Source organism: Streptomyces yerevanensis, from assembly GCF_000716805.1.
GTDB classification, from domain to species: Bacteria; Actinomycetota; Actinomycetes; order Streptomycetales; family Streptomycetaceae; genus Streptomyces; species Streptomyces flaveus.
In genome coordinates, this window is sequence record NZ_JNWJ01000016.1 from 12,330 (window position 1) to 37,816 (window position 25,487).

A 25,487-nucleotide genomic window follows, 5' to 3' on the forward strand; every position below is an offset into this window, starting at 1 on the left:
TCGGCTCGGTGCGTCTGCTTCGGGCGATGGTGGTTCAATTTTTAAACAGTACCTACACTGGGTGGCATGACGACCCGCTGGCTCACCCCCGACGAGCAACGCGCCTGGCGCGCGTACATCGCCGCCTCCCACCTTCTGGAGGACGCGCTCGACCGGCAGCTCCAGCAGGAGGCCGGTATGCCGCACCTGTACTACACGATCCTGGCCACCCTCTCCGAGACCGACCACCGATGTCTGCGGATGACGGATCTCGCCGAGGCGCTGAAGATCACCCGCAGCCGGCTGACGTACGCCGTGACGCGCCTGGAGAAGGACGGTCTCGTACGCCGTGAAGGCTGCCGCATGGACAAGCGCGGGAGCCTCGCGTTCCTGACCGACGAGGGCATGGAGGTGCTGGAGAGGGCGGCGCCGGGTCATGTCGAGATGGTGCGCACCGCGCTCTTCGAGCACCTCACCCCGGAGCAGGTGGGGCAGTTGGAGGAGATCTTCACGGGGGTCGCGGGGGCGCTCCAGGGGGACGGGGGTCAGCCCGCGTCGGACGATCTGCCGTGGCGGCGGCGCTCGTCCACCCAACTCACATAGGCGACCCGGTTCACATGGGCGGCGGGCGTTCGTCCGGCGTCAGGTGTTCGTGAACGTCAGGTGCTCGTGAGGACGACGAGCTGCTGGGTCGCCCGGGTCATCGCGACGTAGTGGTCGACCGCTCCTTCGATGCCCTCGCCGAACTTCTCCGGGTCGATGAGGACGACGAGGTCGAACTCGAGCCCCTTCGACAGCTCCGGGGTCAGGGAGCGGACGCGGGACGACGGCGTACGGAATGTCGTACGGAATGTGGGGTCGCCGATGACGCAGGCGATTCCGTCGGCGTGTGCGGTGAGCCAGGTGTCGAGGATCGAGCTCAGTTCCGAGGCGGATCCGTGGACGACGGGGACGCCGCCGCTGCGGATGGAGGTCGGCACGTTGGCGTCCGGGAGTACGGCTCGGATGACCGGTTCGGCTTCCGTCATGATTTCTTCCGGCGTCCGGTAGTTGATGCTCAGGGAGGCCAGGTTGATCCGGTCGAACCCGATCCGCTCGAGCCGTTCCTGCCATGACTCCGTGAACCCGTGCCTGGCCTGGGCGCGGTCGCCGACGATGGTGAAGCTCCGGGACGGGCAGCGCAGCAGCAGCATCTGCCACTCCGCGTCGGTCAGTTCCTGAGCCTCGTCCACGACGATGTGCGCGAACGGGCCGGCGAGCAGGTCCGGGTCGACGGTGGGCGCTTCGGACTCGTCGACCAGGCTGACCTGGGCGTCCTCGCCGCGCAGCATCCTCACCAGGCCTTCGCCGTCGTCACCGTCGGCTCCGGAGTCGGCCACCGCGTCGACCAGGTTGTCGACGACCTGCGCCATGCGCTCGCGCTGGGCGGCGAGGATGGCCTCGTACCGGCTCTTGCGCCGGGCCGTCTCCGGGTCGCCGAGCCGCTGCCGTGCCGCGTCCAGGAGCGGCAGGTCGGAGACCGTCCAGGCCTGGGGGTCCTCGCGCTGGAGCTTCTGTACGTCCTCGCGGCTGAGCCAGGGAGCGCACATCCGCAGGTAGGCAGGCACCGACCACAGGTCTGAGACGAGGTCGGTCGCCTCGAGCAGCGGCCACGCGCGGTTGAAGGCCGTGAGCAGCTCCCTGTTCCGCCGCAGCGACTTGCGGAGCAGGTCGGGCGAGAAACCGTCCGCGTCGTCCTCGCCGTGCTTGTCCACCAGGATCGTGAGCAGTTCCTCCAGCACCTGGGCGCGCGCCTCGTTGTGCGGAGTACCGGGCTCCGCCGCATCGAACGCCACGGCCCAGTCGTCGGCGCTCAGCCAGATGTCGGACCAGTGGGTCGTGACCGTCATCCCCTGGGTGGGCGGCTCCTCGTAGAACCTGACGGCCTTCTCGATCCCCTCCACCAGATTCGCGGACGACTTCAGGCGGGCCACGTCCGGGTCGGCCTCGACCGCTGCCGCGGCGCCCTCGGTGACGAGGTCCCGCAGGGTGCAGGTCTGTACGCCCTCCTCTCCGAGGCTGGGGAGGACATCGGCGACGTACGCCAGGTAGGGCCGGTGCGGACCGACGAAGAGCACGCCGCCGCGGCGGTGACCGAGGCGAGGGTCGGAGTAGAGGAGGTAGGCGGAGCGGTGCAGGGCGACGACGGTCTTGCCCGTACCCGGACCGCCGTCGACGACGAGAGCGCCGCGGGAGCCCGCGCGGATGATGGCGTCCTGGTCGGCCTGGATGGTGCCGAGTACGTCTCGCATCCGCGGCGACCGGTTGCTGCCCAGGCTGGCGATGAAGGCGGACTGGTCGTCGAGCGCGGCGTGCCCGGCGAAGCCGTCCGCGGTGAACACCTCGTCCCAGTAGTCGCTGATCCGGCCGCGGGTCCAGCGATACCTGCGGCGGCTCGCCAGGCCCATCGGGTTGGCGTGGGTGGCTCCGAAGAACGGCTCGGCCGCCGGGGAACGCCAGTCGACCAGCAGCCGACGGCCCGTGCTGTCCGTGAGGCCGAGTCGTCCGACGTACACCGGCTCCTGGTCGTCCGCGCCGACCATGTGGCCGAGGCACAGGTCCAGACCGAAGCGACGCAGGGTACGCAGGCGATTGGTCAGCCGGTGGATCTCCGTGTCCCGGTCCATGGCGTGCCGGCCCATGCCGCCGGGTGCCCTGCGCTCGGCGTCGAGGCGGCCGGAGACCTCGGCGATCGTCTGCTCGAGGCACTCCGCGATGGCCGCGAAGTGCTGCTCGTCGTCGGCGATCAGCTTCGGGTCGGTCTTGGGGGAAAGGTGGTCGGGGAGGTCAAACACGCTGGTGGTCAGCGGGTTCACGTCGTCGGCTCCGATCTGGGGTCGTTTGCGACCCTGTGGCCGTTGTCGGTCGAGGGGACCAGATGTCCGGGTTCTGGCCTTCTGCGGCGTTCTGGGTTTTGGCGTTCTGGTCCTGGCTCGCCGGTGCCCGCGTGGTGCACGCGGGCACCGGCGGCCCTTCTCAGCTGATCGCGTCGAGCAGCAGCTTCGCGGCCACCGCCGCCCCGTCGGTACGGATCGTGGCGGCGATGGCGGCTGCTCGTGCTCCGGTCTCGGGGGTCAGGGCCGTGGTGAGCGCGGCCGACAGGGACTCGAAGGTCGGGGTCGGACCGTCGTGTGCCGCGCCGATGCCCAGGTCGGCCACCCGGTCGGCCCAGTATGGCTGGTCCGCCAGCTGGGGGACGACCACCTGGGGCGCGCCGGCCCGGCTGGCCGTCGTCGTGGTGCCCGCGCCGCCGTGGTGCACGACGGCGGCCACCCGGCCGAACAGTGCCTGGTGGTTGATGTCACCGACGGCGAAGCAGTCGTCCTGGGTGTCGATCAGGCCGAGGTCGGCCCAGCCGCGGGAGACGAGTACACGACGGCCCTGCGCGCGGACCGCCTCGACGGCCACCTGGGCGGCGTCCGTCGAGCCGTGCAGGGGCATGCTGCCGAAGCCCACGTACACCGGTGGTTCGCCGGCCTCCAGGAATGCTTCCAGGTCGGCCGGGAGTGGGCGTTCGTCGGGGAGGATCCACGCGCCGGTCTGTACGACGTCGAGGTCCGGCGTCTGCTGCCACGGGTCCAGAACCGGGTCCGTCGCCAGCCACGGCTGGTCGCCGATGACGTAGTCGCGGACGTCGTCCACCGGGGGCAGGCCGATCGACGCCCGGTTGGTATTGAGCGCCTCACCGAAGAGCGCGTTGATGTTCTGGGCGTCCAGGTCCCAGAGCACCCGGTTGTCGGTCACGTCCGGCGGCAACGGCCGGCCCGGATACTCCAGCGGCCGACGCCGCGGCGACGGGAGCTGGAGCTGCTGGAAGGTCACGGACACGGAGGGGATGCCCAGCTTCTCGGCCACCGACCGCGCGCCCGCCGCGGCCGGCGTCATGCCGGTCCCCACCAGCACGTCACATCCCTCGGCCGCCGGGATGACCACGTCGAACTGGCCGGCGATCACCTCGGCCGCGCGCCGGGGCAGGCCCTCCGCGGGCAGGGACGGCGCCGCCTTCGTGAGCGCGCGCGCCGACGGCCCGAAGGGCACCAGCTCCACGCCGACACCGGCCAGCAGCTTCGCGAACTCCTCGTCCGCCGGTGCGCACACCCGCACCTCCGCGCCGAGTTCCCGCAACCGCACCGCGAGTCCCGCCATCGGTTGAACGTCCCCCCGCGACCCATAGGTCGATAACAACACACGCACTTCGCGACTCCCATTTCCGCAGGTCCTGGCCTTGGCCGGGCAATTCTGCGGCACGACGGGGGCCTTGCCGCAAGCCCCCCGGTGCGCTATAAGTTGAGAGTGGCAAGGAGCGGGTGAGCTCCTTGCCTTTGCTTTTGTCGTCCGCGCCGAGCGCTCCGCTGGTTAGGCAGTTCGAAAGCTGCGGGTCCGTTGTGGCTGGTCGCGCAGTTCCCCGCGCCCCTAAAGGGGCCTGCGGCCTCCTTTAGGGGCGCGCGGTACCGCACCGGACTTCACCAAGGCTGCTTGGACGGACAAGCCCCTCGTGAAGCGGCGGCTCGCCGCGGCCTTCCGCACAGGCGCGTGTTCTGGGCTCATGAGCAACATTCGGAACTGTTGCTTCAACTTTAAACCATGAGTTAGGGTCTCGATCAGAAGATCTGCTTCAAATCTGTAGCAGAGCAGAGCAGATCTGAAGCTGTTGTTGAGGCTGTTCTGAACAGGCTGCTTCCGAAGAGGCTGTTCAGAAGCAGCTCGGATCCTGGACTCGGAGAACCCGCATGCCCGAACTCCCCGCCGCCACCCCGCGCGCACGCGTCCGGGTCCCGCTGCGCTTCCACGACGGCTACGGCGTCGACGCCGACGTGGTCACCTTCCACGGACTGACCGACGGCCAGGAACACGTGGCTCTCGTCCTTGGCGACCCTTCGGCGACTCCGCTGGTCCGCCTGCACTCCGAGTGCCTGACGGGCGACGTCTTCGGCTCGGCCCGCTGCGACTGCGGCCCGCAGCTCCGCGAGGCGGTCGAGCAGATCGCCACACGCGGCGGCGTACTCCTCTACCTCCGCCAGGAGGGCCGCGGCATCGGCCTCTACAACAAGCTCGACGCGTACGCCCTCCAGGACGAGGGCCTCGACACGTACGCCGCGAACACGGCCCTCGGCCTGCCGGAGGACGCCCGCGACTACACGTCGGCGGCCCAGATGCTGGCAGCCCTGGACATCTCGTCCCTCGACCTGCTGTCCAACAACCCGGACAAGGCGGAACAGCTCCGCGCACTGGGCGTCGACGTCCAACGCCGGGTCCCCACGGGCGTGTTCACGACGGCCCACAACGTCCGCTACCTGCGGGCCAAGGTCCTCCAGACCCGCCACACACTGCCGCTGCCGGAACTCAACGCGGGCTGACTCCGCCGCCCTGCTTCGCCTCGTCGGCTCCCTCGGCCTCGTCGGCTTCCTCGGCCTTGTCGGTCTCCCAACGCAGCAGGTCTCCCGGCTGGCATTCGAGCACCTCGCAGAGTGCGGCGAGCGTGGTGAACCGTACGGCCTTGGCGCGGCCGTTCTTGAGGACCGCCAGGTTGGCGGGCGTGATTCCGACGCGTTCCGCGAGCTCGCCCACGGACATCTTGCGTTTGGCCAGCATCACGTCGATGTCGACGGCGATCGGCATCAGATCACCTCGGCCAGCTCGGCCTGCATCCGCGTCGCCTCGACGTCGCGGGCGACGGCCTGGGCGAGCAGCATCCGCAGCACGAGCACGATGAGCGCGACACCCAGGATGGCCACGCCAATCCCGCCCATAATGAGAGTGACGCCCGGGTCGTCCCGCTGGCCGGGCGCATTCAGGGCCGTGACCGCGAACCAGACGAGAGCAGCCGCAACGATCGCGCCGATGATGACGTCCACGTACCGGAAGGCGGCGTGGGAGAACACGGTTCCGCGTCTCACCATCGTTACCAGTCGCCATACACAGACCAGGGCGACCTGGGCCGTCCCGATGCCCAGGATCGTGATCACGCGCAGCGGGGTCAGCGGGAGTGACCCGTCCTCCGGGTCGCTCCCGCTGACCAACGCCCACACCATCCCTGCCTGTACGAACACGGTGCCGGTGAGCACCACCACGAGCACGGCGCGCAGCGCGAGCACGGCCAGCTTTCCCATCGCCTCTCCTATGATCGAGCAACGATGGGAATCTATCGAAAATCGATAGATTCGGCAAGGGTTCACCCGGGCAAGGTCCACTGGGCCCGCTCAGCGCGGAGCCGACGGCTCGCTTCGTACCGCCCGTGCGGCCCGTCCGCCTCGTACGCGCCCGACGAGATCCTGGGCGGCCTCCGGCCACTGGGCGTGGTCGAAGGTGAAGCCCGCTCCGAGCAGGCGGCCGGGGGTGACGCGGCGGCTCTTCAGTAGAAGTTCGGTGTCCGAGCGCAGCGCGAACGCGCCGAGTTCGGCCATCCACTTCGTGGCGGGCAGACCCACGGGCATGCCCCAGGCGGCGCGCAGCGTGCGCATGAACGTGCGGTGCGGCACCGGACCCGGAGCGGCGAGGTTCACCGGCCCGGCGAGGTCGCCCCGGTCGATCAGGAACTCGACGGCGCGGACGAAGTCGCGGTCATGAATCCAGGACACGTACTGTGCGCCGCCCGCGACCGGTCCGCCGAGGCCGAGCCGCGCCAGCCACAGCAGGACGTCGAAGACGCCTCCACGGTCGGGGCTCATCACCATGGCCGAGCGCAGGGCGACCTTACGGGTGTGCGGGGTGTCGGCACGCTCTTGTTCCCGCTCCCACGCTTGGGCGATCTCGACGCTGTACGCCCAGTAGTCCGGGACGCCGGGTTCGGTGCCGCCGAGCACGCCGGTCGCCTCGTCATTGGGTGCGTCGAAGCGGTGGGCGTAGACGGTGGCCGTACTCATCTGCAGCCAGACCCGGGGAGGCCGAGCGGCGGCGGCGATCGCCTCGCCCACGACGCGGGCGGAGTTGACGCGAGAATCCATCATGGCCTGCAGATTGGCCGCGGTGTACCGGCAGTTGACGCTGCGTCCGGCCAGGTTGATCACGATGTCGCTGCCGTCGATCACCTCGGCCCAGGGCCCCAAGGTCTCGCCGTCCCAGTGGACTTCACTCTCGCGCCGCGGCCGTCTGGTCAGGACCACGACGTCATGGCCTGCCGCGGTCAGTTCGCGGTTCAGGACCGTACCGACTTGCCCGGTACCCCCAGGCATCACGATCTTCATCAGGCTCCCCCTCGGTGCGCATGAGCGAGCCTATCGCAGAAATTTGAACACGTTCAAAAAATAACCTCGCGGTTCACACCCCTGTCCGCGGAAAGCGCGAACACGTACGCGGGGAGAATGCCCTTCAGGCGCTCAGACGAGCGATGCGTGAACACGGCGGGGCGAAGTGCTCACGCCGCGCGACTCAGGTGCGCCCGGCCGCAGCGTCAGACCAGCCAACGACCGTCGCGCATCAACTCGCGGCCGCGCAGCTCGTTCCCCTCGCGCCAGGCCTGGATGCGGCGCGGGGTGATACGGAACCAGCGGTACGGCGTGGCCAGCGGGCGCGGGTCGAAGCCGGTGCGTGCGGCGAACCGGTCAGCTTGCCGCTGCGGCAACTCGTCGATCTCGAGGACCTCGACCTCGCCGTCGATCATGGACACGTCGCGGGTGTGCCCCAGCCCGATTCGGGCGGTCCGGGTGGCGGCCAGATTCCTGCCGGTCGGGCTCTTTGCCGGGGTGGCCACCAGCAGCGCCTCGCCGTCCCAGACGTAGGACAGCGGCACGAGGTACGGTGCGCCGTCCGTCGAGGCACTGGCCACCCAGATGTCGGTGTCGTGGGTGAGCCGGTGCTCGGTGTCGCGGCGGCGCTGGGCGCGGGGGCGGGGGTCGGCGTACACCACGGTCATGGTCACTCCTGTGGTCGGGGGTCACGATCGCTGTGGCCACAGCCTCTCCCGGACCGGATGCGGTCCACCTCCGTGCTGACCACGGAAACCGCCACGGATAAACGAATACGGATACGGATAATGAGCCGGTGTCCACTCCAGTGATCTCCGCCCGGGAAGCCGAAGTGCTCGCGCTGCTCGGGGAGCACCTCAGCAACGCGGAGATCGCCGCGCGGTTGGTCATCTCCATACGTACGGTCGAGTCGCACGTCTCCTCGCTGCTGCGCAAGCTGGAGGTGCCGGATCGGCGGGCGCTTTCCCGGCGCGCGGCCGAGTCCGCCCACGCCGAGCGGTCGCGGTCGGCACCCGCTCTTCCGGCGCGGCTGACGCCGTTCGTCGGCCGGGCGCGCGAGCGTGGCGAGTTGGCCGAGGCGGTGAAGACGCACCGGCAGGTGACCGCGGTCGGCCCGGGCGGGGTCGGCAAGACCCGGCTCGCGCTGGCGGTGGCGGCGGAGGTGGCCGGCGACTTCGCCGACGGGGTGTGGTTCGTCGACCTGGTCCCGGTCACCGATCCGGAGCGGGTGGGGGCGGCGGTCGCGGCGGCCGTGGGTGTGGGCGAGCAGCCCGGGCGCGGCATCGACGACGCGGTGCCGGCCGCGCTGGCGGATCACCGGGCGCTGCTGGTGCTGGACAACTGCGAGCAGGTACGCGACGGGGTGGCGTCGTTCGTGGAGCGGCTCTTGACGGCCTGTCCGCGGTTGCGGGTGCTGGTGACGAGCCGGGCCCGGCTGATGGTGCCGTTCGAGCGGGTCTTCCCGGTCCCGCCGCTGTCGCGGGCCGGCGGCGACAACTCGGAGGCGGTGGCCCTGTTCATGGACCGGGCGGCGGCGGTCGGCCAGCCTCCGGGTCCGGCGGTGAGCGAAGGCGTCGTGGCCGTCTGCGAACGGCTCGGCGGCATGGCGCTGGCGATCGAGCTGGCGGCGGCGCGGTGGTCCACGCTCGGCCTCGACGGCCTCACGGCCGGCCTCTCCGATCAGCTGCGGATCCTCACCGGCGGGGCCCGCGCCGACGACAGGCACCGGTCGGTGCGGACGGTCCTCGACTGGAGCCATGACCTGCTGGAGCCGCAGGATCAGGCCCTGCTGCGCCGGGTGTCGGTGTTCGCTGTGCCGTTCACCGCCGAGGCGGCCACCGCGATGGCCGGGTTCGCCCCGCTGGATCCGGCCGCGGTCACGGACGGGCTCGGCAGGCTTGCCGAGCAGAGCCTGCTCGCCGTGACACCGTCCGCGGACGGCACCCGTTACCAGGCGCTGGAGACCATCCGCCAGTACGGGACGGAGCGGCTCGCCGACGCCGGTGAGCTGATCGACGTCCGATCCCGCCACGTGGACTGGTGCCTGGCCGGCGCGAGGGCCCTCATGGGAGCCGGCGGCGCGGACTGGCGCGCCCGGTTCGACGCTCTGGCGGACGACCTCAGGGCCGCTCTCACCTGGGCCGCCGAACAGTCGGAGCGGCACGCGGACGCCTGCCAACTCGCCTTGTCGCTGGCCGAGTTGGCGTTCACCCGCAACCTGCTCGGCGAGGCCCAGCAGCGGTACGAGCAGGCGGCCCGGCTCGCCGACGACGCCGCCGCCGGTGCCGCTGCGCTGCGGCACGCCGCCTCAGTGGCCGGGTGCCGCAGGCTCGGCGACGACATGTTCCGACTGCATCGTGCCGCCGCGGAGGCCGCCCGCCGGGCCGGGGACAGCGCCGGTGCCGGCCGCGACCTGGCGGACGCCGCCACCGTCGCGTACCGCTTCTCCACCTCGTTCACGCGCATTCCCCCCGTGGACGAGGTGACCGCCATGCTCGCGGAGGCACGAGAACTGTCCGGTGACAGCCCGGCCGCCGAAGCGGCTGTCGCGCTGGCCGAGGCGGCGGTGGTCGCGGACGCGTACGGCGCGATTCAGGGAGATACGGAGAACACCGTCGAGGAGACGGTCGAGCGAGCCGAACAGGCCGTCGGGCTCGCCCGGCGCACCGGCGACCCGGTGGCGGAATCGGCCGCACTCGACGCGCTCTCCGGCGCCCGGAGCTGGGCCGGTGATGCCTTCGCCGTCGCAGGGCTCGCCCGGCGCCGGATCGACATCCTGGCTTCCGTACCGCCAACTCCTGCCCGTACGCACGAGTTGATGGACGCCCTCGCCATGGCCGCCGGAACCGCCCTCGGTGTGGGTGAGCTGCCGGAGGCCCGACGGTGGGGCAGGCAGCTGGCCGACCACCCCCAGTTGGCCGAGGCGGGCCACCACGCCACGTCCTGGATCCTGACCGCGGACGCGTTCGCCGGCCATGCCGACGAGGTACTCACCCGCAGCGTGAGGTTCCTCGACGCGTGGGAGCAGAGCGGCCGCCAGCGCTCGCTCTCCCTCGGCGCCGCAGCCGCGTCGGTCGCCATGATCCACGGCCTGCGTGGCGACCACGACGCGCGGGCGACCTGGCTCGCGATCGTCGATCAGGCGGACACGGCGGTTGAGCAGCACCGTCATGGCTACGGTGCGGTCTTCGACGCCATGGTCCTGCTCCACCACGGGGAGGTGGACGCCGCGCTGGAGCGGGTCGCGCCGAAGCCTGACGAGGTGTGGAAGTGGGTGTGCTGGATCTGGCACCACTGGTACGTGTCGCTCCGGGCGGAGACAGCGGTGCTCGCCGGACACCCGGACGCCCGGGCCCGGATCGACGCCGCGCGCGCCGTGGTCACCGGCAACCCGGTCGCCACCGCCCAAGTGGACCGAGCGGAGGCCCTGCTGGACGGCGACCTGCCGAGCCAGCTCGCCGCCGCGGCGGCGTTCGACGCGGCGGGCTGCCCCTACCAGTCGGCGCGCACGCTGCTCCTCGCCGGCGGCGACCACGCCATCGCCGGCACGGCCGCGCTCACCGGCCTCGGCCTGACACCCAAGTCCGACCGATAGCCGACAACCGCCGCTGCGTGTGCCTTCAACTGACCGCCTGCTTCACCAGTGCGGCGATCCGCGCCTCCGCCTCGTCCGTCACCTCGGTCAGGGCGAAAGCGGTCGCCCACATCGTGCCCTCGTCCAGCTTCGCCGGGTCGTTGAACCCGAGGGTGGCGTAGCGCGACTTGAACTTCGCCGCGCTCTGGAAGAAGCAGACGACCTTGCCTTCCAGTGCGTAGGCGGGCATCCCGTACCAGAGCTTCGGCGCGAGGACCGGGGCGTTGGCCTTGACGATGGCATGGACGCGCTCGGCCATGATCCGGTCCGAGTCCGGCATCTCCGCGATCTTCGCGAGCACGTCCCGCTCCGCCTCCGCCGCCTTGTCCGCACGCGAGCCGCGACGCACCGCCTTCTTCTGCTCCTGGGCGTGGTCCTTCATCGCGGCCCGCTCCTCGGCCGTGAATCCCTCGTACGAGCTGTTCTTGGCGCCGGCCATGATCACTCCTGTGGTCGTGTGTCACGAGCGGCTCGGTGTGCCCGGTCAGGCCCTGCCGCTGTGGTCACAGCCTGTCCTGACCGAACTGCGGCGGCATCCGTGCCGACCACGGAAACCACCACGGACACGGAGTCGGTGTCCCCTGTGCTCGCCCGATGACGAAGCAGCGCCCGGGCCGAGCCGAATTCCGGCGGCAGTGCGGGCGCTCCGGTCGACGCTGCCGGACCCCCGGTAGGCAGTCGCGAAAAAATGTGACACTCAGGTGCCGCACTGTCACATTTCCGCGACCAGCCACCTGGCCGGGGAGGGTCTTCCAGGGGCGCCCTCGGGTCTCGGTCCCGTTACGCCGTGCTGCGTTCGGTCGCGTCGGCCTCCTCGGCGCCTTCGGCCTCCTCGGCTCCCGCGGTGTCCGGTGCGGGCAGGCGCAGGCCGCGGGACTCGGCGACGCGCAGGGCGTCGGTCAGGCACTCGGCGAGCCGGAGCCCGGCGTAGCGGACCTCGGTGTACGGCGACGCCGGGTCGTCCAGCACCGCGCGGGCGAGGCCGAGTACGTCGGTGCCCATGGCGAGCTGTACGGCTTCCAGGTCGTCGGCGAGGCGGGATACGTATCCGCCACCGCTGTCCGTCATCAGGTAGCAGGGATTGCCGTCGGGGGACGGCCAGGGCAGGAGACGGGGAGCGGAGGTGGCCGCCGCGGGGTCGGTGGTGTGCTTCATCAGGCGGCCACCTCCTGCGCGCCGATCAGGTGCCGGTCGAGGTCGATCCCGAAGTCGGCGGCGAGCACGAGGGCGAGGCGACGGCGTTCCTGGAGGGCGGCTTCCTGTTCGTGGGCGGTGAGGTAGGGGCGTACGAGAGCGGAGTCGGCGCCGTCGAGGAGGGTGACGAGGCCGTACGGGGAGCGGTTGCGAGGGAGGTCCGGGGACAGAGGGGACGAGGGGCGGCGTACGACGGTGAGGTGAAGGCAGAAGTGAAGGTGCCGGTGGGGGCGGCGCCGTTTGCCCGTGCCCGGGGCGAAGAGGAGGCGCAGCCATTCGAGGGTGCGGCGGATAAGGTCGTGCATGTCGACGCTCCTATTAAGCGTTGGCCGTGCCCCGGGAGGTCTAGCCACCTCGCCGGGGTCTTTCCATTTCGAAGCTACACCGAGATGCAGCCCTCTGTATACAAGTACAGAGGGATCCACACGACCGTGCAGGTCACTGCCGCTCTACGTTGGACGTATGAGCGATAAGGCAGAGCCGAACGCCACCCTGGACCCGATGAGCGCGAGACCGCTCTACGTACAGCTGGCCGACGTCGTCGCCGGGAAAATCGCGTCCGGGGAGCTGGCCCCGGACAGGCCTATCCCCTCGGAGAACCACCTCGCCGACGAGTACGGCGTGGCACGACTCACGGCACGGCGGGCCGCACAGGAACTGCGCGAGCGCGGGCTGATCGTCACTGTGCGCGGGAAGGGCTCCTTCGTCGTCGAGCAGCCGCCCAGCGACGCTCCCGAAGAGGGCGACCCGAACGCCTGAAGGGGCCGCATCGCGCGGCCCCTTCAGAGTGAGTCACCCCGTACCGTCAGCTACTCGGCGGCCGACCGCCCCGCTCCTTCTCGGGTCTCGGGGTCGTGCCCCGCCGCGTGGTGTAGCCCACGGGCTCCTCTGCGAGAAATCCGGTACAGCACACACTGGCGAAGCAGCCCTTCGGGCACGCTCGGGTCCTCGAAGTCGTCGGCCGGGTCCCGGGTCATGCCGATCCGGCGCATCACTGCCTGGGAACGAAGGTTGTTGACGGTCGTCGAGGCAACGATCTCCGACAGCCCGAGAGCCTCGAAGCCGAAGGCCAGGCAGGCCAGGGCGGCCTCGGTGGCGTAACCGTGACCCCACGCCGAACGCATCAACCGCCACCCGATATCCACCCCCGCGAACGGCATGTCCTCGTCCACCTCGTCCAAGCCGACGCGGCCGATGAACTCACCGGTCTCCCGTGCTTCGAGCGCCCACCACCCAAAACCTCGCTCGTCGAACTCGGCCTGCATGAGTGCCACCGCGGCATCGCTTTGCTCCCGCGTCAGCAGTTCCCCCAGGTGTTCTCGGACTTCGGGATCGGCATTCATCGCCGCCCACGGTTCGAGGTCGGACTCCCGCCACCGGCGGAGCAGAAGGCGATCGCTACGCAGTTCTGGCATGTCGACCAGCTAACGCCATCACAAACAGGGCGTCGATCGGTTATGTCGAACCCCACGGTGCTCACCGATGCCAGCCTCGTTGCACAGATCTTCACGGCCTACACCATCCAGCGGGACGCCATCCTCGAGCGGTTCAGCCTCCCCTCTCCTGCCCCCTCCCTGCCCCGCAACGACGACAGCGGGGCAGCGCGCCGGGTAGGCGGGCATGGGATGCACTGTGGCCCGGACGGGGGTGGTGATCTTCCGGCGAGCATGCGGAGGCCCGGCCGCGCACAGGCGCGAGCCGGGCCAGCGGCGTCGGATCAGAAGTTGCCGTTCGACAAGATCTCACCCGACTTGTCGTACACCGTCACCAACCCGTTCTCCGACTCGTAGCACGAGGCGAACGCCGACGCGATCAGCTTCCCGTCCGACGCGTGTGGGCCCACCAGCCCGCCGGTGTAGTCCGTGAACACCTCGGCCGCGTCGAGGATGTCGTTCTGCTCGTCCGCACCGGTCACCTTCGTGACGTGCTTGACGGCCGACTTCTCCGTTGCCGTGCCGCTCTTCGCAACGCAGTCTTTGAACTGGCCGGCCTGGCTCTTGGCCGGCGCTTTCTCCTCTGGGGCGTCCTCGGCGGGTGTGTCTTCAGCCGGGGTTTCTGCGGCGGGCTCGTCCTTGGCGGTGGGCTCGGAGCTGACCGTGCTGCCCTTGCTGCTGTCGTCGGAGTCGCCGCTGAGTGCAGCGCTGAAGATGCCGATGATGACGAAGAGCGCGACGATCCCGGCGCAGCCCAGGCCGACGATCTTCCCGGTGCTGGACTTCTTCGGGGGCAGCGGCGGCGGTGGTGCGCCCCAGCCGGGCTGCGGCTGCTGGTTTGGTGCACCCCACTGGGTCGGCTGCTGTTGTGGTGTGCCCCAGCCCGGCTGCTGCTGTGGTGGCCCGTATCCGGGGTTCTGCGGGTATTGCTGGCTCATGTGCCCCCCTTGTGCGGTGTTTCGTGAGATGGGGGACGTTATCCGATGTAGGCGATAAGTGAAGAGGTGGGTTGGTTCCGTTACCGGTCTGAGTGCAAACGGTGAAGATCCGTCCCGGTGGTGGCTCAACGGGGCGGGTGAGGTGGAGCGCTGGCGGAAGGTGAAGCGGTACCCGCGCTGTCACGGCCACAAGCTCCGGCTGCGGATCGACCAGCGGGCGCACAACGGGTGGACAGCGGGAGCGGCTACGGCCGCATGCAGCGGGTGGCAAGCAGCAGGCAGTTCCACCGCAGCCGAACGGCGTAGCGCGCCAGCTTCTGAGAGCTCCCTCCCACCTCCGTGCGAACCCCGGCGGTGGGAACGGTCAGCGTCCCGAAAACCCGGGGCACCCGTCCGCAGCAGGAGGAAGAACGTGACCATCGCGTTGGAGCGCCCCGTGGACACCGTCGCCCCGGTCACTCTGGTCGCCCCCGAGGTGATGAGCCGGCTTGTCCGTCGCGTCATCACAGATCACCCGGAGATCGGCGCCGAGACAGCCCACCGCATCGTCGGCCAGGCCGCCGCATTCGTGGCCGCGTCCGGCCAGCAGTCCGGCTGGGTCCTCGTGCCGAGCAAGCTGGTCTCTCCGCGATGTCGTGCGGGTTGCTCGGGGACCCGTCCCGGACCGTCGGCGGTAGGACAGTAGCCGTTGAGAAGCAGGAGGGCGTCATGGTGGAGCGGACCGGCAGCCGGGCGGGAGCGGTGTGGTCGTATCTGGGTGCGGCGCTCGTGGGCTTCACATGCTTCGGGATCTTCGTGATCTGGCTGGTCCCGCTGGCCATCCGGTCACGGACCGGGAACCCGTGGACCCGCCAACATGCCACACACGCGGCGAACTTCGGTCTGACCTCGTTCCTGGCGATCCTCGGCGGCGCCCTGCTCTCGGCCCTGATCGGGCTGCCGTCGTCCTACCCGCAGACCCAGCCACTGCCGATGCTCCTGGTGTTCTGCTACATCCTGGTCGGGCTTGTCGGGCTACTGGTCGGAGCCGTACGTGCCGGGAGCGGACAGGACTTCCGCTTCATCAAGTCCATCTCCCTGCGTCTGCTGGGCTGACCGCAGCGCGCCTTCGATCTCGCCTTCCGACACCTTCACCGTCGGCCGACGTCACGCCTCGCTCACGTACGGCCCCGAAAACGAGTCAGCGTCCGAGCCGGCCGAAGCCGACACGGACGCTGCGTAGCAGGTCAGAGGCAATATCCCTCGCCTACCACCCGTAGGCCCTGTGGGACTCGAACCCACAACCAATGGATTAAAAGTCCCCGCCGCCCCTTGCCGGGCGGTGCCCGACGGTCTCCCGCCGTCCTGTTATGCCTGGTCGGAGGCGGGTGAAGCGTGATGCTCAAGTCCGGCTCGGCCCGGCCTGTGCGGCGTCGTCCGCTCACGCATCGCTCACGCGGACCCCTGCGGCTGCCCTGCGACGTCCACCTGGAGGCGGCGCCGCTCGTGCCCGTCGGCGACGACGCTGCCGGGCACGTACCGGCTTGGCTGGTGGCTGGGGCCGTTGGCCGATGGCCTACTTGCCCCAGATCTTCCGGTACGCCTGGCGATAGCCCTCGGAGTCCCAGGACAGTGCGCCACCGCTGTTGGAGGCGGTGGCGATGTGGACAGGGGCGACGTATCCGCTGTCGGCTCTGCCGGAGAAAGCACGGTTGAACTCGTCGATGATCTGCCAGCCCTGTTCGGAGAGGGGCTCGGGCACGGTGGCGGCCTGGTACTCCCTGCCGTTGATGCGCCGGAAAGCCGACGGGTCGCCGTCGCCGGCGCCGATGTTGAACGGGGCGTCGGCGCCCTGCCGGTCGCCGGCGCGCAGAGCGGTGGCGGCGTGCTCGAAGTAGAGGTCGTTGATGGCGGCGGAGTGGGTCCACTCACTGCCGAAACGGGAGAGAAGGGAAGAGACGGCCTCAACGGTGCGGCTGTTGGCTTCGGGGATGGGGATGTCCTCGTAGCTCAGCAGCCTGACGTCGGAACAGGTGGCGAGTTCCTTCTTGATCAGGTCGGACTTCCGCTTGGCGAAGGGTATCGAGGCATCGGTGAACAGGACGACGCCCGCGCGACCGTTGGACCGGGCGATGATCCAGTCGGCGCTGATCTTCGCGACGTCCTCGACCTTGGTGGTGATGTTGCTGAAGAGCTCCGGGTCCTCGCTGGGGCCAGGGGCTCCAACGGCGTGCCATCCGATCAGCGGGATACCCGCGGCTTTGGCCTGACGGACCTGCTGGGCAGTGGATTTGGGGTCAAAACCGCCGATGACTATACCTGCGGGCTCGAGGGCCACGGCCTCGCCGAAGGCGGCTTTGATACCGGCGGACGTGCCCTGTCCATTGATGACGCGGACCTTCCAGCCGATGACCTTGGCAGCCTCCTCAACGCCTTGGGCGACGCCGGTGACACCGGGGTTGGCCAGGGTCTGGGCGACAAAGACGATGGTCTTGTCGGGAACGGCCCGGGGACCGGTGGTGGGACCGTCCCACGGCGCGTCGACGTCTTCGGCCTTCTTGACCGCCGACTTGACACGGGCGAGGACGGCGGGACAGCCGGGCTTGGCGGAGTCGGCGGTGGCTGCGGCAGTGGTCGAACCGCTGTCACAGCCGACGACGGCGGTGGCCATGGCCAGCAACGCGGCGGCCGACACGGTCGCCTGGCGGGTGGCGTGCACTGGGGTCTCCTCAACAAGGCAAAAGAGGGTATGGGGCGAGTGGGGGGAGGAGATGGACGAAGGCGCCGACGGTTCCGGCGCGGCACCTCCGCCGAAGGAGAGGCCGCGGCACCGACGGCGATGCCGAGTCCGTGGCGGGGCGGCCACAGCGACGACGGTGCTCCCGGAGGGAGCCAGGGCATATGCCGGGGGAATGTAGCAGGGTGCGAGTGAACGTCCGACAACACGACGTCGCACCCCTCCGCACGACGCCGAGGTGACGATCTGGCGCCGAGCCGGGCCGTGCAAGGCGCCAACGATGCCGACGACTTACACGCCGCTGATGCCGAAGGTCGCACGAAACGCGCAGAACACGCAGAACGCCCGGACCATGTGGGACACGTCGGCCCTCGTCAACTCCGCCGCCCTGCACCGGACATGGGTCGGCGGCGGACCCTCCTACGACAAAGCGTCAATGTCCGCACATAAACCAAGAAATATTTTGTAATCAACTCTTGATGGCATATGGCCAGTCGAACCTCCGCCCGAACGATAGTCTCCGCACGGCCGGATTCGGACACGTGGCGCAATCCTTTCGTACCTATCAGCGACGGGCGCGTCAAAAGTGTCACGCTCCGCTCCCGGCGGTTCGCGGTCCGGCACGAACGACACCTCGGTCACCGCTCAGGAACACGACGAAGGAGGCCAGGGTGTCCGTGAACACAGTGGACCCTCCCCCGCTCTCGGCTTCGGCTGAGTGGGGGGATCACCACCTCGCACCCGACCCGCCAGGGCCTGCGGAGGTGACACCGCCGTTGCGCCGGAGAGCGGGAGCCGTGCTCGACCGATGGCCGTTCCGGCGAAAACTCAACGTCCTGGTGAGCGCGCCCGTCCTGGTCGTCGGCCTGCTGCTCGGCGCCGGTGTCGTCGACCAGGTGGTACGGGCCCGGGACGCCGGTCGGATCGCTGATCTGGTGCGCGACAGCGAACAGGTCGCGAGGCTGATCAACGGCGTGCAGGCCGAACACCGGCAGGCGCTCGTGCTGTCTGTGCGGTACGAGTCGGACCGCTCCGGGGCCGCCCGCCCGTCGACCGCCGACTACCGCCGGGCGCAGCGGAACACCGACGCACAAGTCGCCGCCGTGCGTTCCGCGTTCGGTTCGAGCCTGCCGGACAAGGAGAAGCAGGCCCTCGAGTACATCAGCAGCCTTGCCGTCCTGCGCGAGAAGCTCGAACGGGACTACGTACCCGTCGCCAACATCGACCCCGCGTACGCTTCCGCGGTCGACTACCTGATCGACGGCATCGGGCTCGACCGCTTGTCGGACACCCCCTCATCCTCGGTGATCACTCTGCTCGACACGGTGTTGCGCGCCGACGCCGCCCACGCGGCCTTCGAGAGCGCCGTGTTCTCCGCGCAGACCCGTGACGCCAACGCCCTCACCGAGTACAGCCGCGCGCTCGGCGCCCACACGCTCTACGAGCACCAGTCGGACCGGTTCGGCCGGATCGCCACGCCGGCCCAGGTCCTGACCCTGAGCGGCATCGAGCGCAGTGCCGGGCAGAGCGGCATCGAGGCCCAGTTCGCGGAGCTCCAGATCGATCCGAGTTCCCTGCAGGCCCAGACGCCACAGCAACTGAGCAAGAAGATCGCTGCCGGAGCACAGCATGCCGAAACCCGCCTTGGCATCACCCGGTCGCTGATCGACCAGACCGCCGCTCGGGCCGACGCCATGTCCGCGAGCGCCCTGCGGAATGCCTTGATGCTGCTCGGCCTGGCCCTGCTCGGCTTCGCCGGCTGGCTGGCCTTCTCCGTGCTGGTCCGGCGCTCGGTCGTACGCCCCTTGGCGGCGCTGACCGGCGCGGCTCAGCAGGTCGTCGACGTGGCGGGTGAGGAACTCGCCCGGGTCGCGGAGGACGAGGCCGCCGACAGCACGCCGCTGCGTCCGAAGGCGATCCCGGTTCCGGTCCGTGACGAGATCGGTGAGCTGGCCGAGGCGTTCAACCAGGTGCAGGTCGCCGCCGCCGCGCTGCTGGAGCGGCAGGTGCTGAGCCGACGCAACGTCGCCGAGATGTTCGGCAACGTCGGGCGACGTGTCAGCAATCTGTCATCGCGTCAGCTCACACTGATCGATGCCATCGAACGCGAGGAAACCGATCCCGACCTCCTCGAGCGGCTCTACCGCATCGACCACATCGCCGTACGCCTCCAGCGCAATGCCGACAGCCTGATGCTGCTCGCCGGCATCCGGGAGACCGGCGTCGAGGCCCGGCCGACCACCCTGGCCAACGTCATACGGGTGGGGCTCGGCCAGATCGAGGGGTATCAGCGGGTGTCCCTGCGGTCCGAGACAGAGGTCACCGTCGCCCCCGACGTCATCGGCGACCTGACGCTGATGCTCGCCGAACTGCTGGAGAACGCGGTCGCGTTCTCCCCGTCCCACACGCCCGTCGAGGTGGCCGTCCGGCCCGGTACCGACGTCACCTCGGACGGTGGTGCGCTGGTCGAGGTCATCGACCACGGCCTCGGCATGAGCGCGGAACGCCTCGTCGAGGAGAACGCCCGGCTCATCCGCCGGGAACGGCTCGACCTCGTACCGACCAAAATGCTCGGCCTCTTCGTGGTCGGAAGCCTCGCCCGGCGCTGGGGCATACGGGTGACCCTGAGCCGTACGCCGGGCGGCGGGGTCACCAGCACCGTCTGGATCCCCTCCGCGCTCCTGCTGACCATGAGCCCCGTGGACCCCACTCCGCCCCCGAGCCCGACCGGGACCGTGGCGGTACTCCCGACGAGGTCCGGGCAGAGGTCCGAGCTGGAGGCCGTCGCACCCGTGAGCGAGTCAAAGGCCACGCCGCCCGCGGCGAAGCCGCTGATCGACACAGCGAGAGCGCACGCGGACACAGCGAGGAACGAGCGAAGTCCGAGAAGCGTCGGCGCCAGAACCGAACGGCCGGAGGCGAACGAACTCGAATCCCGAGAGCCCCGTCCCGTACGGGCCTCCGCACCCGAACTGCGGCTGACGGCCCCGCCGCCGCAGGGCGGCCTCCCCCAACGCGTCCCCACGAGCCGGACCGCCGCCCCCGGGAAGCCCGCGGCGGAGGCCTCCCGGACCCGGCCCAGACGGGTGCGTGGCGCGACACTCTCCAGGACCACCCAGCCGGCCGACCGAGAGGCCCCGGCTGCCGTACGGCCCCCCGTCGACGCCGAGGCGATCCGCTCGGAACTCGATGAGTTCGAGGCCGCCGTACGCAGGGCGGCGCAGGACAGTCCCCTGGGCAGGACGGAGCCTGCACCATCGCCACACCAGGAATCCAAGAAGGAGTCGGGCAGTGACCACGTCGACAGGTGACAGCAGTTCCGAGCGAGCAACACCCACCGATCTGCGAGCCGCCGCGGCCGATTTCACCTGGCTGCTCGACCGGTTCGCCTCGGAGACGGACGGTGTCCTCGACGCCATCGCGGTGTCGTCCGACGGCCTGCTGATCGCGGTCTCCCGGCTGCGCGACCAGGCCGACTCCGAGCGGCTCGCCGCGATCGTGTCCGGCATGACGAGTCTCGCCGCGGGCGCCTCCGGCAACTACGGCCTGGGCGGCCTCAACAAGGTCATCATCGACCTGGAGGGCGGCCATGTTCTGGTGTCGGCCATCGGCGGCGGCGCCGTCCTCGGCGTGGTGACCTCGAAGGAGGCGAAACTGGGCAACATCGCCTATGAGATGGCCCTCTTCACCAACCGGGCCGGGGCCGCGCTCACCCCCCAACTGGTACTGGAGCTGAAGAAGAGCGTCGGTGCCGCGCCGGCCAGCTGACCGTCCCGCAGCGAGAGCGCGGGTACAGGCATTCAGAAAGGGACCGTGATGGCCGTCGGTGGACCAGCACCACACGATGCAGCAGGGGAAGCCGGGGGCTCACCGGAGCCGGCCGGCCGCGCCCGCTCGATCCGGCCTTTCCTGCTGACCGCCGGTCGCGTGTCGGGACGCGGCACCGCGCCACCGATCCCCATCGAGACCCAGGTCGTGTCGACCTCGACCGGGCTCTCCGTCCTCCGCACGCTCACCTTCGAGCACCACGACATCATCGCCGCCTGCCGACGGCCGCAGTCGGTGGCGGAACTGGCCGCCCAGCTGCGACTGCACCTCAACGTCGTCCGCGTGCTGGCCGAGGATCTGTGTGCCGCCGGGCATCTGGCGGTCCACAGGCCGAACGCCGGGACAGCCCAGGATCTCTCCGTACTGAGAAGGGTTATCGATGGTCTCCGTGCCGTCCCCGAGTCACGGGGCACACTCCGCAACTCCGGCTGAACAGCCGCCGACGCCCGTCAAGTTGGTCATCGCCGGCGGCTTCGGGGTCGGCAAGACCACGGCCGTGGGCTCGATCTCCGACATCCGGCCGCTCACCACGGAGGCCGCGATCACCGAGGTCGCGGCCGGCGTGGACGATCTCACGCACACTCCTGGCAAGAGCACCACCACGGTCGCCATGGACTTCGGCTGCCTCACCATCGACCCGACACTGAAGCTGTACCTGTTCGGCACGCCGGGCCAGGACCGGTTCGGTTTCATGTGGGACGACCTGGTGGAGGGCGCCCTCGGCGGCCTGGTGATCGTCGACACCCGCCGCCTGGACGACTGCTACGCAGCGGTGGACTATTTCGAGCACAAGAACCTCCCGTTCGCGGTCGCCGTCAACGCGTTCGACGGGGAGGTCGGGGACGATCTGGACGAGGTGCGGTGGACACTGGACATCTCCGAGCACGTGCCGCTGATCGTCTTCGACGCACGGAGGACCGGCTCGGTCCGGGACGCGCTGCTGGTCGTACTCGACGTCGCGATCTCCCGCGCCGAGGCAGCCGCAGCGACCTGATCCACTTCGCTCACGCAGCGGGGCCGAGAACGCGGAAGCGCCCTGCCCGGCACAGCCGGACAGGGCGCTCAAGCGCGGGTCGGACGGGGTATCCGCCAACCCGCTGGAGGTAGGCCCTGTGGGACTCGAACCCACAACCAATGGATTAAAAGTCCACTGCTCTGCCAATTGAGCTAAGGGCCCTGGCGATGTTGCTCCCCCGAGCATAGCCGGACGTGGCCGGGTCTCCGATCGGGTATCGGGGTCCCGGCCACGTCGGGTGGGTGGAAGCGTCAGGGATCTACCGGTTCCGGGGTGTTCGCGCGGGACGCCTCGTGGGTGCGGGTGTGTTCGTGGTCCGGGTTGAGGGACCAGTGGCGGGCCGAGGCGTACCACCACGTGGCGGCGAACGGTCGGTCGGCTCGCTCGCGGCCCGCGAACGCCGGAGGGCCCGGACGACCGAAGTCGTCCGGGCCCTCCGGGTAAGGGTCAGGTCAGCCGTTGCGCTTCCAGCGCGGCTTGTCGTCGCGGCGGCCGAAGGAGGAGCCGGAGCCCGTACCCGTACCGGAGCCGGCGCCACGGTGGTCGTCACGGCGGCCGTGCGGGCGGTCGTGGCCGCCGGAGCGGAAGCCGCCGGTGGGACGGTCGCCCTGACGGTCGCGGTTGAACGGGCGGTCGCTGCCCCGGTGGCCGGAGGGACGGTCGTCGCGGCGGAAGCCACCGGTGGGACGGTCGCCGTCACGGCGGTCATCGCGGCGGAACCCGCCCGAGCCGCCCGACGGACGGTCGTCCCGACGGAAACCACCCGACGGACGGTCACCATCACGACGCTCGTCCCGACGGAAACCACCCGACGGACGGTCACCATCACGGCGCTCGTCACGGCGGAAGCCACCACGCTCACCGTCACGGCGGTCGAACGAACGGCCACCCCGGTCGTTGTCACGCCGGTCATCGCGACGGAACCCGCCCGAGCCGCCCGACGGACGGTCGTCCCGACGGAAACCGCCACGGTCACCGTCCCTGCGGTCGTCACGGCGGAAACCACCACGGTCGCCGTCGCGCCTGTCGTCACGGCGCTCGTCCCGGCGGAAGCCACCCCGGTCACCGTCACGACGGTCCCGGCGCTCGTAGTTGCCCCGCTCGTCACGGCGCTGACGCGGCTGCTCGTACGCCGGTGCGGCCGACTGCTCCGGCACGGAGGCGGCAAGCGCGGCCTCGGCCGCGGCGGCCTCCACGACGGCGGCGGCCTCGGCGAGCGCGGCCTCCGGGTCGTCGCCCCGCTCGCGCGCGGCGCGGGCGAGCAGGCGGTCGGCCTCCTCGCGCAGCTCGGAGGCACGCCGCTGCGCGCGCTCCAGCTGCTTGGTGAGCTGGGCGACCTCGCGCTCGGCCTGCTGCGCGGCGTTGCCCGCGGACTCGGCCTGCACCTCGGTCATCGACCGGGCGCCGGTGATCTCCGCGACCTCCGCGTCGAAGGCGGCACCGCCCTGGATGATGTGACGCGAGGCGTCGACGCCCGCGTCCTCCATCTGGCGGAAGATCTGCCGGCGCTGGTGCGGCAGGGACAGCGACACGACCGTGCCGGAACGGCCCGCGCGGGCCGTACGGCCGGAGCGGTGCAGGTAGTCCTTGTGGTCACCGGCCGGGTCCACGTTCAGGACCAGGTCGATGCCGTCGACGTGGATACCGCGGGCGGCGACGTCGGTGGCGACGAGCGCGTTGACGTAACCGTCCTTGAAGTCGGCCAGCGTCCGCGTCCGCGCGCCCTGCGTCATACCGCCGTGCAGCGCGTCGGCCTTCACGCCCGCGTCACGGAGCTGCTCGGCGATGCGGTCGGCGCCCAGCTGCGTACGTACGAAGATGATCGTGCGGCCCTTGCGGGAGGCGATCGCGGCGGTGACCGGCGCCTTGTCCTTGGGCTTCACGACGAAGATGTGGTGGGACATCGTCGTGACGTTGCCCTGGGCGCTGTCGACCTCGTGCGTGACCGGGTTGCTCAGGTAGCGCTTGACCAGCGTGGAGATCTCGTTCTCCATCGTGGCCGAGAACAGCATGCGCTGGCCGCCGGGCGGGACCTGGTCGAGCAGTTCGGTGACCTCGGGCAGGAAGCCCAGGTCGGACATCTGGTCGGCCTCGTCGATCACGGCGACCTGGACGTTCTCCAGGGAGCAGGCGCCGCGGCTGATGATGTCGCGCAGGCGGCCCGGGGTGGCGACGAGGATGTCGACGCCGCGCTCGAGGGCGTAGATCTGGTTGCCCATCGACGTACCGCCGCAGACGACCTTCATCTTCAGGCCGAGCACGTCGCCGTACGGCTGGAGGGCGTCCGCGACCTGCATCGCGAGCTCACGGGTCGGGGTGAGGATGACGCCGCGGGGCTTCTTCTTCTCGGTGTGACCGCCGGACAGCTGCGCGAGCAGCGGCAGACCGAAGGAGAGGGTCTTGCCGGAGCCGGTGCGGCCACGGCCGAGGATGTCCTTTCCGGCCAGGGCGTCCGGGATGGTCGCGGCCTGGATCGGGAAGGGGGAGGTCACGCCGTTCTGCGCGAGCTTGCGCACGATGCCGTCGGGCAGACCCAGGTCGCCGAAGGTGACCTCGGGGGCCTCGGGGGTCGTGGGGGCCTCGGCCGCGGCGGCCTCGGGCACTTCGACGGCCTCGTTCTCGGGCACGACGATGTGATCAGTACTGGAAATGGACATGCGAATGCGAAACCTTCCGGAGTCTCGTCGGCACGCGCCCGTCAACTCCGTGTTCGCAAATCGACCGCCTCAATGCGGTCCAGCCACGGCAAGGGAGAGTACGCGCCACACGGCGCGCTCTGCATTGGCGCCGGGCAAATGGGATCAAACGATCTACCAAGATACGCACCCTCCGGCCCTCAAGGCAAATCGAGAGGCGCATTGAGCCGATAACCCCAGGTCAGCCATGGATCGGCCCTCGTCAGCCGGCCCCACGTCAGCCCTGGTCAGCCGCTCACACCCGCCTGCGGCGCCGGCTCCCGCTCCGCGAGTTGCGGCGTGGGCTCCGGGTGTGCCGAGGACGACGGTTCGGCGGTGGTCGGGGCGGGCGGCGACGGCGTGGGCGAGTTCTTCGGCGGCTTCGGCGGCTTGGGCCCGGGAGTCGGAGTCGTACGGGGCGGGGCGGGCTTCGCCCTGGTCGGCCCGGGTGCCTGCGGCTTCGGCTTCTTCTTCCCCGGCTTGGTCTGCGACGAGGATCCGCTCCCGTCGTCCTGCGACGGCGAGGCCGGCCCGTCCCCGTCCTGGGGACGGTCATCCCCCGACCTACCGGGCCCCGCCGAACCGTGTTGTTCGTCACCCGCCCCGCCTTGCCCGGAGCCACCGCCGCCGCCACCCGTCACCGCCGAGCCGACGTCCGGCGCCTCACCGCCCCGCCGCTCCGCGGAGTGCGACGGCCTGGACCCGCTCGCATCGTCGTCGTCATTACTGACGCTCATACATCCGGCACTCGCCGCGACGGCCAGGGCCGCGGCGGCCAGACGGACAGGTACGTACATGGCGCGCACGGGCAGCCACCTCCGGGGCGGGGACAAGCAGTCCCCCTGCCCAACT

Annotated in this window: 24 protein-coding genes and 1 tRNA gene; 10 read left to right on the forward strand and 15 right to left on the reverse strand. The window is 70.2% G+C overall.

The window, feature by feature from the left end:
* The first annotated feature begins 66 nt into the window (after positions 1-66).
* A complete protein-coding gene (locus OP79_RS18555) occupies positions 67-582 on the forward strand; it encodes a MarR family winged helix-turn-helix transcriptional regulator (RefSeq protein ID WP_033321372.1) in 516 nt (171 codons plus the stop codon).
* Positions 583-638: 56 nt separating this feature from the next.
* On the opposite strand, the gene helR is transcribed toward OP79_RS18555, so the two are convergent.
* Positions 639-2,834, reverse strand: coding sequence for an RNA polymerase recycling motor ATPase HelR (gene helR, locus OP79_RS18560; protein WP_033321373.1), 2,196 nt, complete (start codon positions 2,832-2,834; stop codon positions 639-641).
* 160 nt (positions 2,835-2,994) lie between these two features.
* Positions 2,995-4,164 carry a glycosyltransferase gene (locus OP79_RS18565; RefSeq protein WP_245685367.1) on the reverse strand — a complete coding sequence of 390 codons (1,170 nt, stop codon included), beginning with the start codon at positions 4,162-4,164 and terminating at the stop codon, positions 2,995-2,997.
* Between the two features lie 584 nt (positions 4,165-4,748).
* Between OP79_RS18565 and OP79_RS18570 the strand changes: the two genes are divergently transcribed.
* The gene (locus tag OP79_RS18570; protein WP_033321374.1) at positions 4,749-5,375 is read left to right on the forward strand and encodes a GTP cyclohydrolase II; all 627 of its coding nucleotides are present in this window, start codon (positions 4,749-4,751) and stop codon (positions 5,373-5,375) included.
* Here OP79_RS18570 and OP79_RS18575 read toward each other — a convergent pair.
* From OP79_RS18575 to OP79_RS18590, 4 genes are all read right to left on the reverse strand, one after another.
* Entirely contained in the window at positions 5,362-5,637 is a 276-nt protein-coding gene (locus OP79_RS18575; RefSeq protein WP_033321375.1) for a helix-turn-helix domain-containing protein, read from the reverse strand. The two genes, OP79_RS18570 and OP79_RS18575, sit on opposite strands and share 14 nt — an antisense overlap.
* Entirely contained in the window at positions 5,637-6,128 is a 492-nt protein-coding gene (locus OP79_RS18580; protein ID WP_033321376.1) for a DUF2975 domain-containing protein, read from the reverse strand. Before OP79_RS18580 ends, OP79_RS18575 begins: the two co-directional genes overlap by 1 nt.
* Before the next feature lie 90 nt (positions 6,129-6,218).
* On the reverse strand, positions 6,219-7,202 hold the full coding sequence (locus tag OP79_RS18585) for a TIGR01777 family oxidoreductase (RefSeq protein ID WP_033321377.1): 984 nt from the start codon (positions 7,200-7,202) through the stop codon (positions 6,219-6,221).
* 206 nt (positions 7,203-7,408) lie between these two features.
* On the reverse strand, positions 7,409-7,870 hold the full coding sequence (locus tag OP79_RS18590; protein ID WP_033321378.1) for a pyridoxamine 5'-phosphate oxidase family protein: 462 nt from the start codon (positions 7,868-7,870) through the stop codon (positions 7,409-7,411).
* Positions 7,871-7,998: 128 nt separating this feature from the next.
* Between OP79_RS18590 and OP79_RS18595 the strand changes: the two genes are divergently transcribed.
* Entirely contained in the window at positions 7,999-10,797 is a 2,799-nt protein-coding gene (locus OP79_RS18595; RefSeq protein WP_033321379.1) for an ATP-binding protein, read from the forward strand.
* A 25-nt stretch (positions 10,798-10,822) separates the two neighbouring features.
* On the opposite strand, the gene OP79_RS18600 is transcribed toward OP79_RS18595, so the two are convergent.
* From OP79_RS18600 to OP79_RS18610, 3 genes are all read right to left on the reverse strand, one after another.
* Positions 10,823-11,275, reverse strand: a complete 453-nt coding sequence (locus OP79_RS18600) for an iron chaperone (protein ID WP_033321380.1) — start codon at positions 11,273-11,275, stop codon at positions 10,823-10,825.
* Between the two features lie 341 nt (positions 11,276-11,616).
* A complete protein-coding gene (locus OP79_RS18605) occupies positions 11,617-11,991 on the reverse strand; it encodes a hypothetical protein (protein ID WP_033321381.1) in 375 nt (124 codons plus the stop codon).
* The gene (locus OP79_RS18610) at positions 11,991-12,335 is read right to left on the reverse strand and encodes a hypothetical protein (RefSeq protein ID WP_033321382.1); all 345 of its coding nucleotides are present in this window, start codon (positions 12,333-12,335) and stop codon (positions 11,991-11,993) included. Before OP79_RS18610 ends, OP79_RS18605 begins: the two co-directional genes overlap by 1 nt.
* A gap of 157 nt (positions 12,336-12,492) precedes the next feature.
* On the opposite strand from OP79_RS18610, the gene OP79_RS18615 reads away from it, so the two are divergent.
* A complete protein-coding gene (locus OP79_RS18615) occupies positions 12,493-12,789 on the forward strand; it encodes a GntR family transcriptional regulator (RefSeq protein WP_033321383.1) in 297 nt (98 codons plus the stop codon).
* Positions 12,790-12,839: 50 nt separating this feature from the next.
* Here OP79_RS18615 and OP79_RS18620 read toward each other — a convergent pair whose 3' ends face one another.
* Positions 12,840-13,445, reverse strand: coding sequence for a GNAT family N-acetyltransferase (locus OP79_RS18620; RefSeq protein WP_078491870.1), 606 nt, complete (start codon positions 13,443-13,445; stop codon positions 12,840-12,842).
* A 302-nt stretch (positions 13,446-13,747) separates the two neighbouring features.
* On the reverse strand, positions 13,748-14,401 hold the full coding sequence (locus tag OP79_RS18625; protein ID WP_051744733.1) for a hypothetical protein: 654 nt from the start codon (positions 14,399-14,401) through the stop codon (positions 13,748-13,750).
* Between the two features lie 412 nt (positions 14,402-14,813).
* On the opposite strand from OP79_RS18625, the gene OP79_RS55290 reads away from it, so the two are divergent.
* Entirely contained in the window at positions 14,814-15,086 is a 273-nt protein-coding gene (locus tag OP79_RS55290; protein ID WP_033321384.1) for a hypothetical protein, read from the forward strand.
* Positions 15,087-15,109: 23 nt separating this feature from the next.
* Entirely contained in the window at positions 15,110-15,496 is a 387-nt protein-coding gene (locus OP79_RS18635; RefSeq protein WP_033321385.1) for a magnetosome magnetite crystal formation protein family, read from the forward strand.
* Between the two features lie 460 nt (positions 15,497-15,956).
* On the opposite strand, the gene OP79_RS18645 is transcribed toward OP79_RS18635, so the two are convergent.
* Positions 15,957-17,099 (reverse strand): substrate-binding domain-containing protein, encoded by a 1,143-nt coding sequence (locus OP79_RS18645; protein WP_033321386.1) that lies wholly within the window; start codon positions 17,097-17,099, stop codon positions 15,957-15,959.
* 815 nt (positions 17,100-17,914) lie between these two features.
* Here OP79_RS18645 and OP79_RS18650 point away from each other — a divergent pair.
* The 4 genes from OP79_RS18650 to OP79_RS18665 are packed head-to-tail and all read left to right on the forward strand — an operon-like array spanning position 17,915 to position 21,939.
* The gene (locus OP79_RS18650; protein WP_245685368.1) at positions 17,915-20,428 is read left to right on the forward strand and encodes a sensor histidine kinase; all 2,514 of its coding nucleotides are present in this window, start codon (positions 17,915-17,917) and stop codon (positions 20,426-20,428) included.
* Positions 20,409-20,885 (forward strand): roadblock/LC7 domain-containing protein, encoded by a 477-nt coding sequence (locus tag OP79_RS18655; protein ID WP_033321387.1) that lies wholly within the window; start codon positions 20,409-20,411, stop codon positions 20,883-20,885. Before OP79_RS18650 ends, OP79_RS18655 begins: the two co-directional genes overlap by 20 nt.
* 48 nt (positions 20,886-20,933) lie before the next feature.
* Positions 20,934-21,377 carry a DUF742 domain-containing protein gene (locus OP79_RS18660; protein WP_033321388.1) on the forward strand — a complete coding sequence of 148 codons (444 nt, stop codon included), beginning with the start codon at positions 20,934-20,936 and terminating at the stop codon, positions 21,375-21,377.
* The gene (locus tag OP79_RS18665) at positions 21,325-21,939 is read left to right on the forward strand and encodes a GTP-binding protein (protein ID WP_033321389.1); all 615 of its coding nucleotides are present in this window, start codon (positions 21,325-21,327) and stop codon (positions 21,937-21,939) included. The genes OP79_RS18660 and OP79_RS18665 overlap by 53 nt, the downstream gene beginning before the upstream one ends.
* A 110-nt stretch (positions 21,940-22,049) precedes the next feature.
* Here OP79_RS18665 and OP79_RS18670 read toward each other — a convergent pair.
* The 3 genes from OP79_RS18670 to OP79_RS51815 all read right to left on the reverse strand — a co-directional run bounded on the left by OP79_RS18670 (position 22,050) and on the right by OP79_RS51815 (position 25,432).
* Positions 22,050-22,122, reverse strand: a tRNA-Lys gene (locus OP79_RS18670).
* A gap of 290 nt (positions 22,123-22,412) precedes the next feature.
* On the reverse strand, positions 22,413-24,617 hold the full coding sequence (locus OP79_RS18675; RefSeq protein WP_033321390.1) for a DEAD/DEAH box helicase: 2,205 nt from the start codon (positions 24,615-24,617) through the stop codon (positions 22,413-22,415).
* A gap of 266 nt (positions 24,618-24,883) precedes the next feature.
* Entirely contained in the window at positions 24,884-25,432 is a 549-nt protein-coding gene (locus tag OP79_RS51815) for a hypothetical protein (RefSeq protein ID WP_342669532.1), read from the reverse strand.
* Between the last annotated feature and the right edge of the window lie 55 nt (positions 25,433-25,487).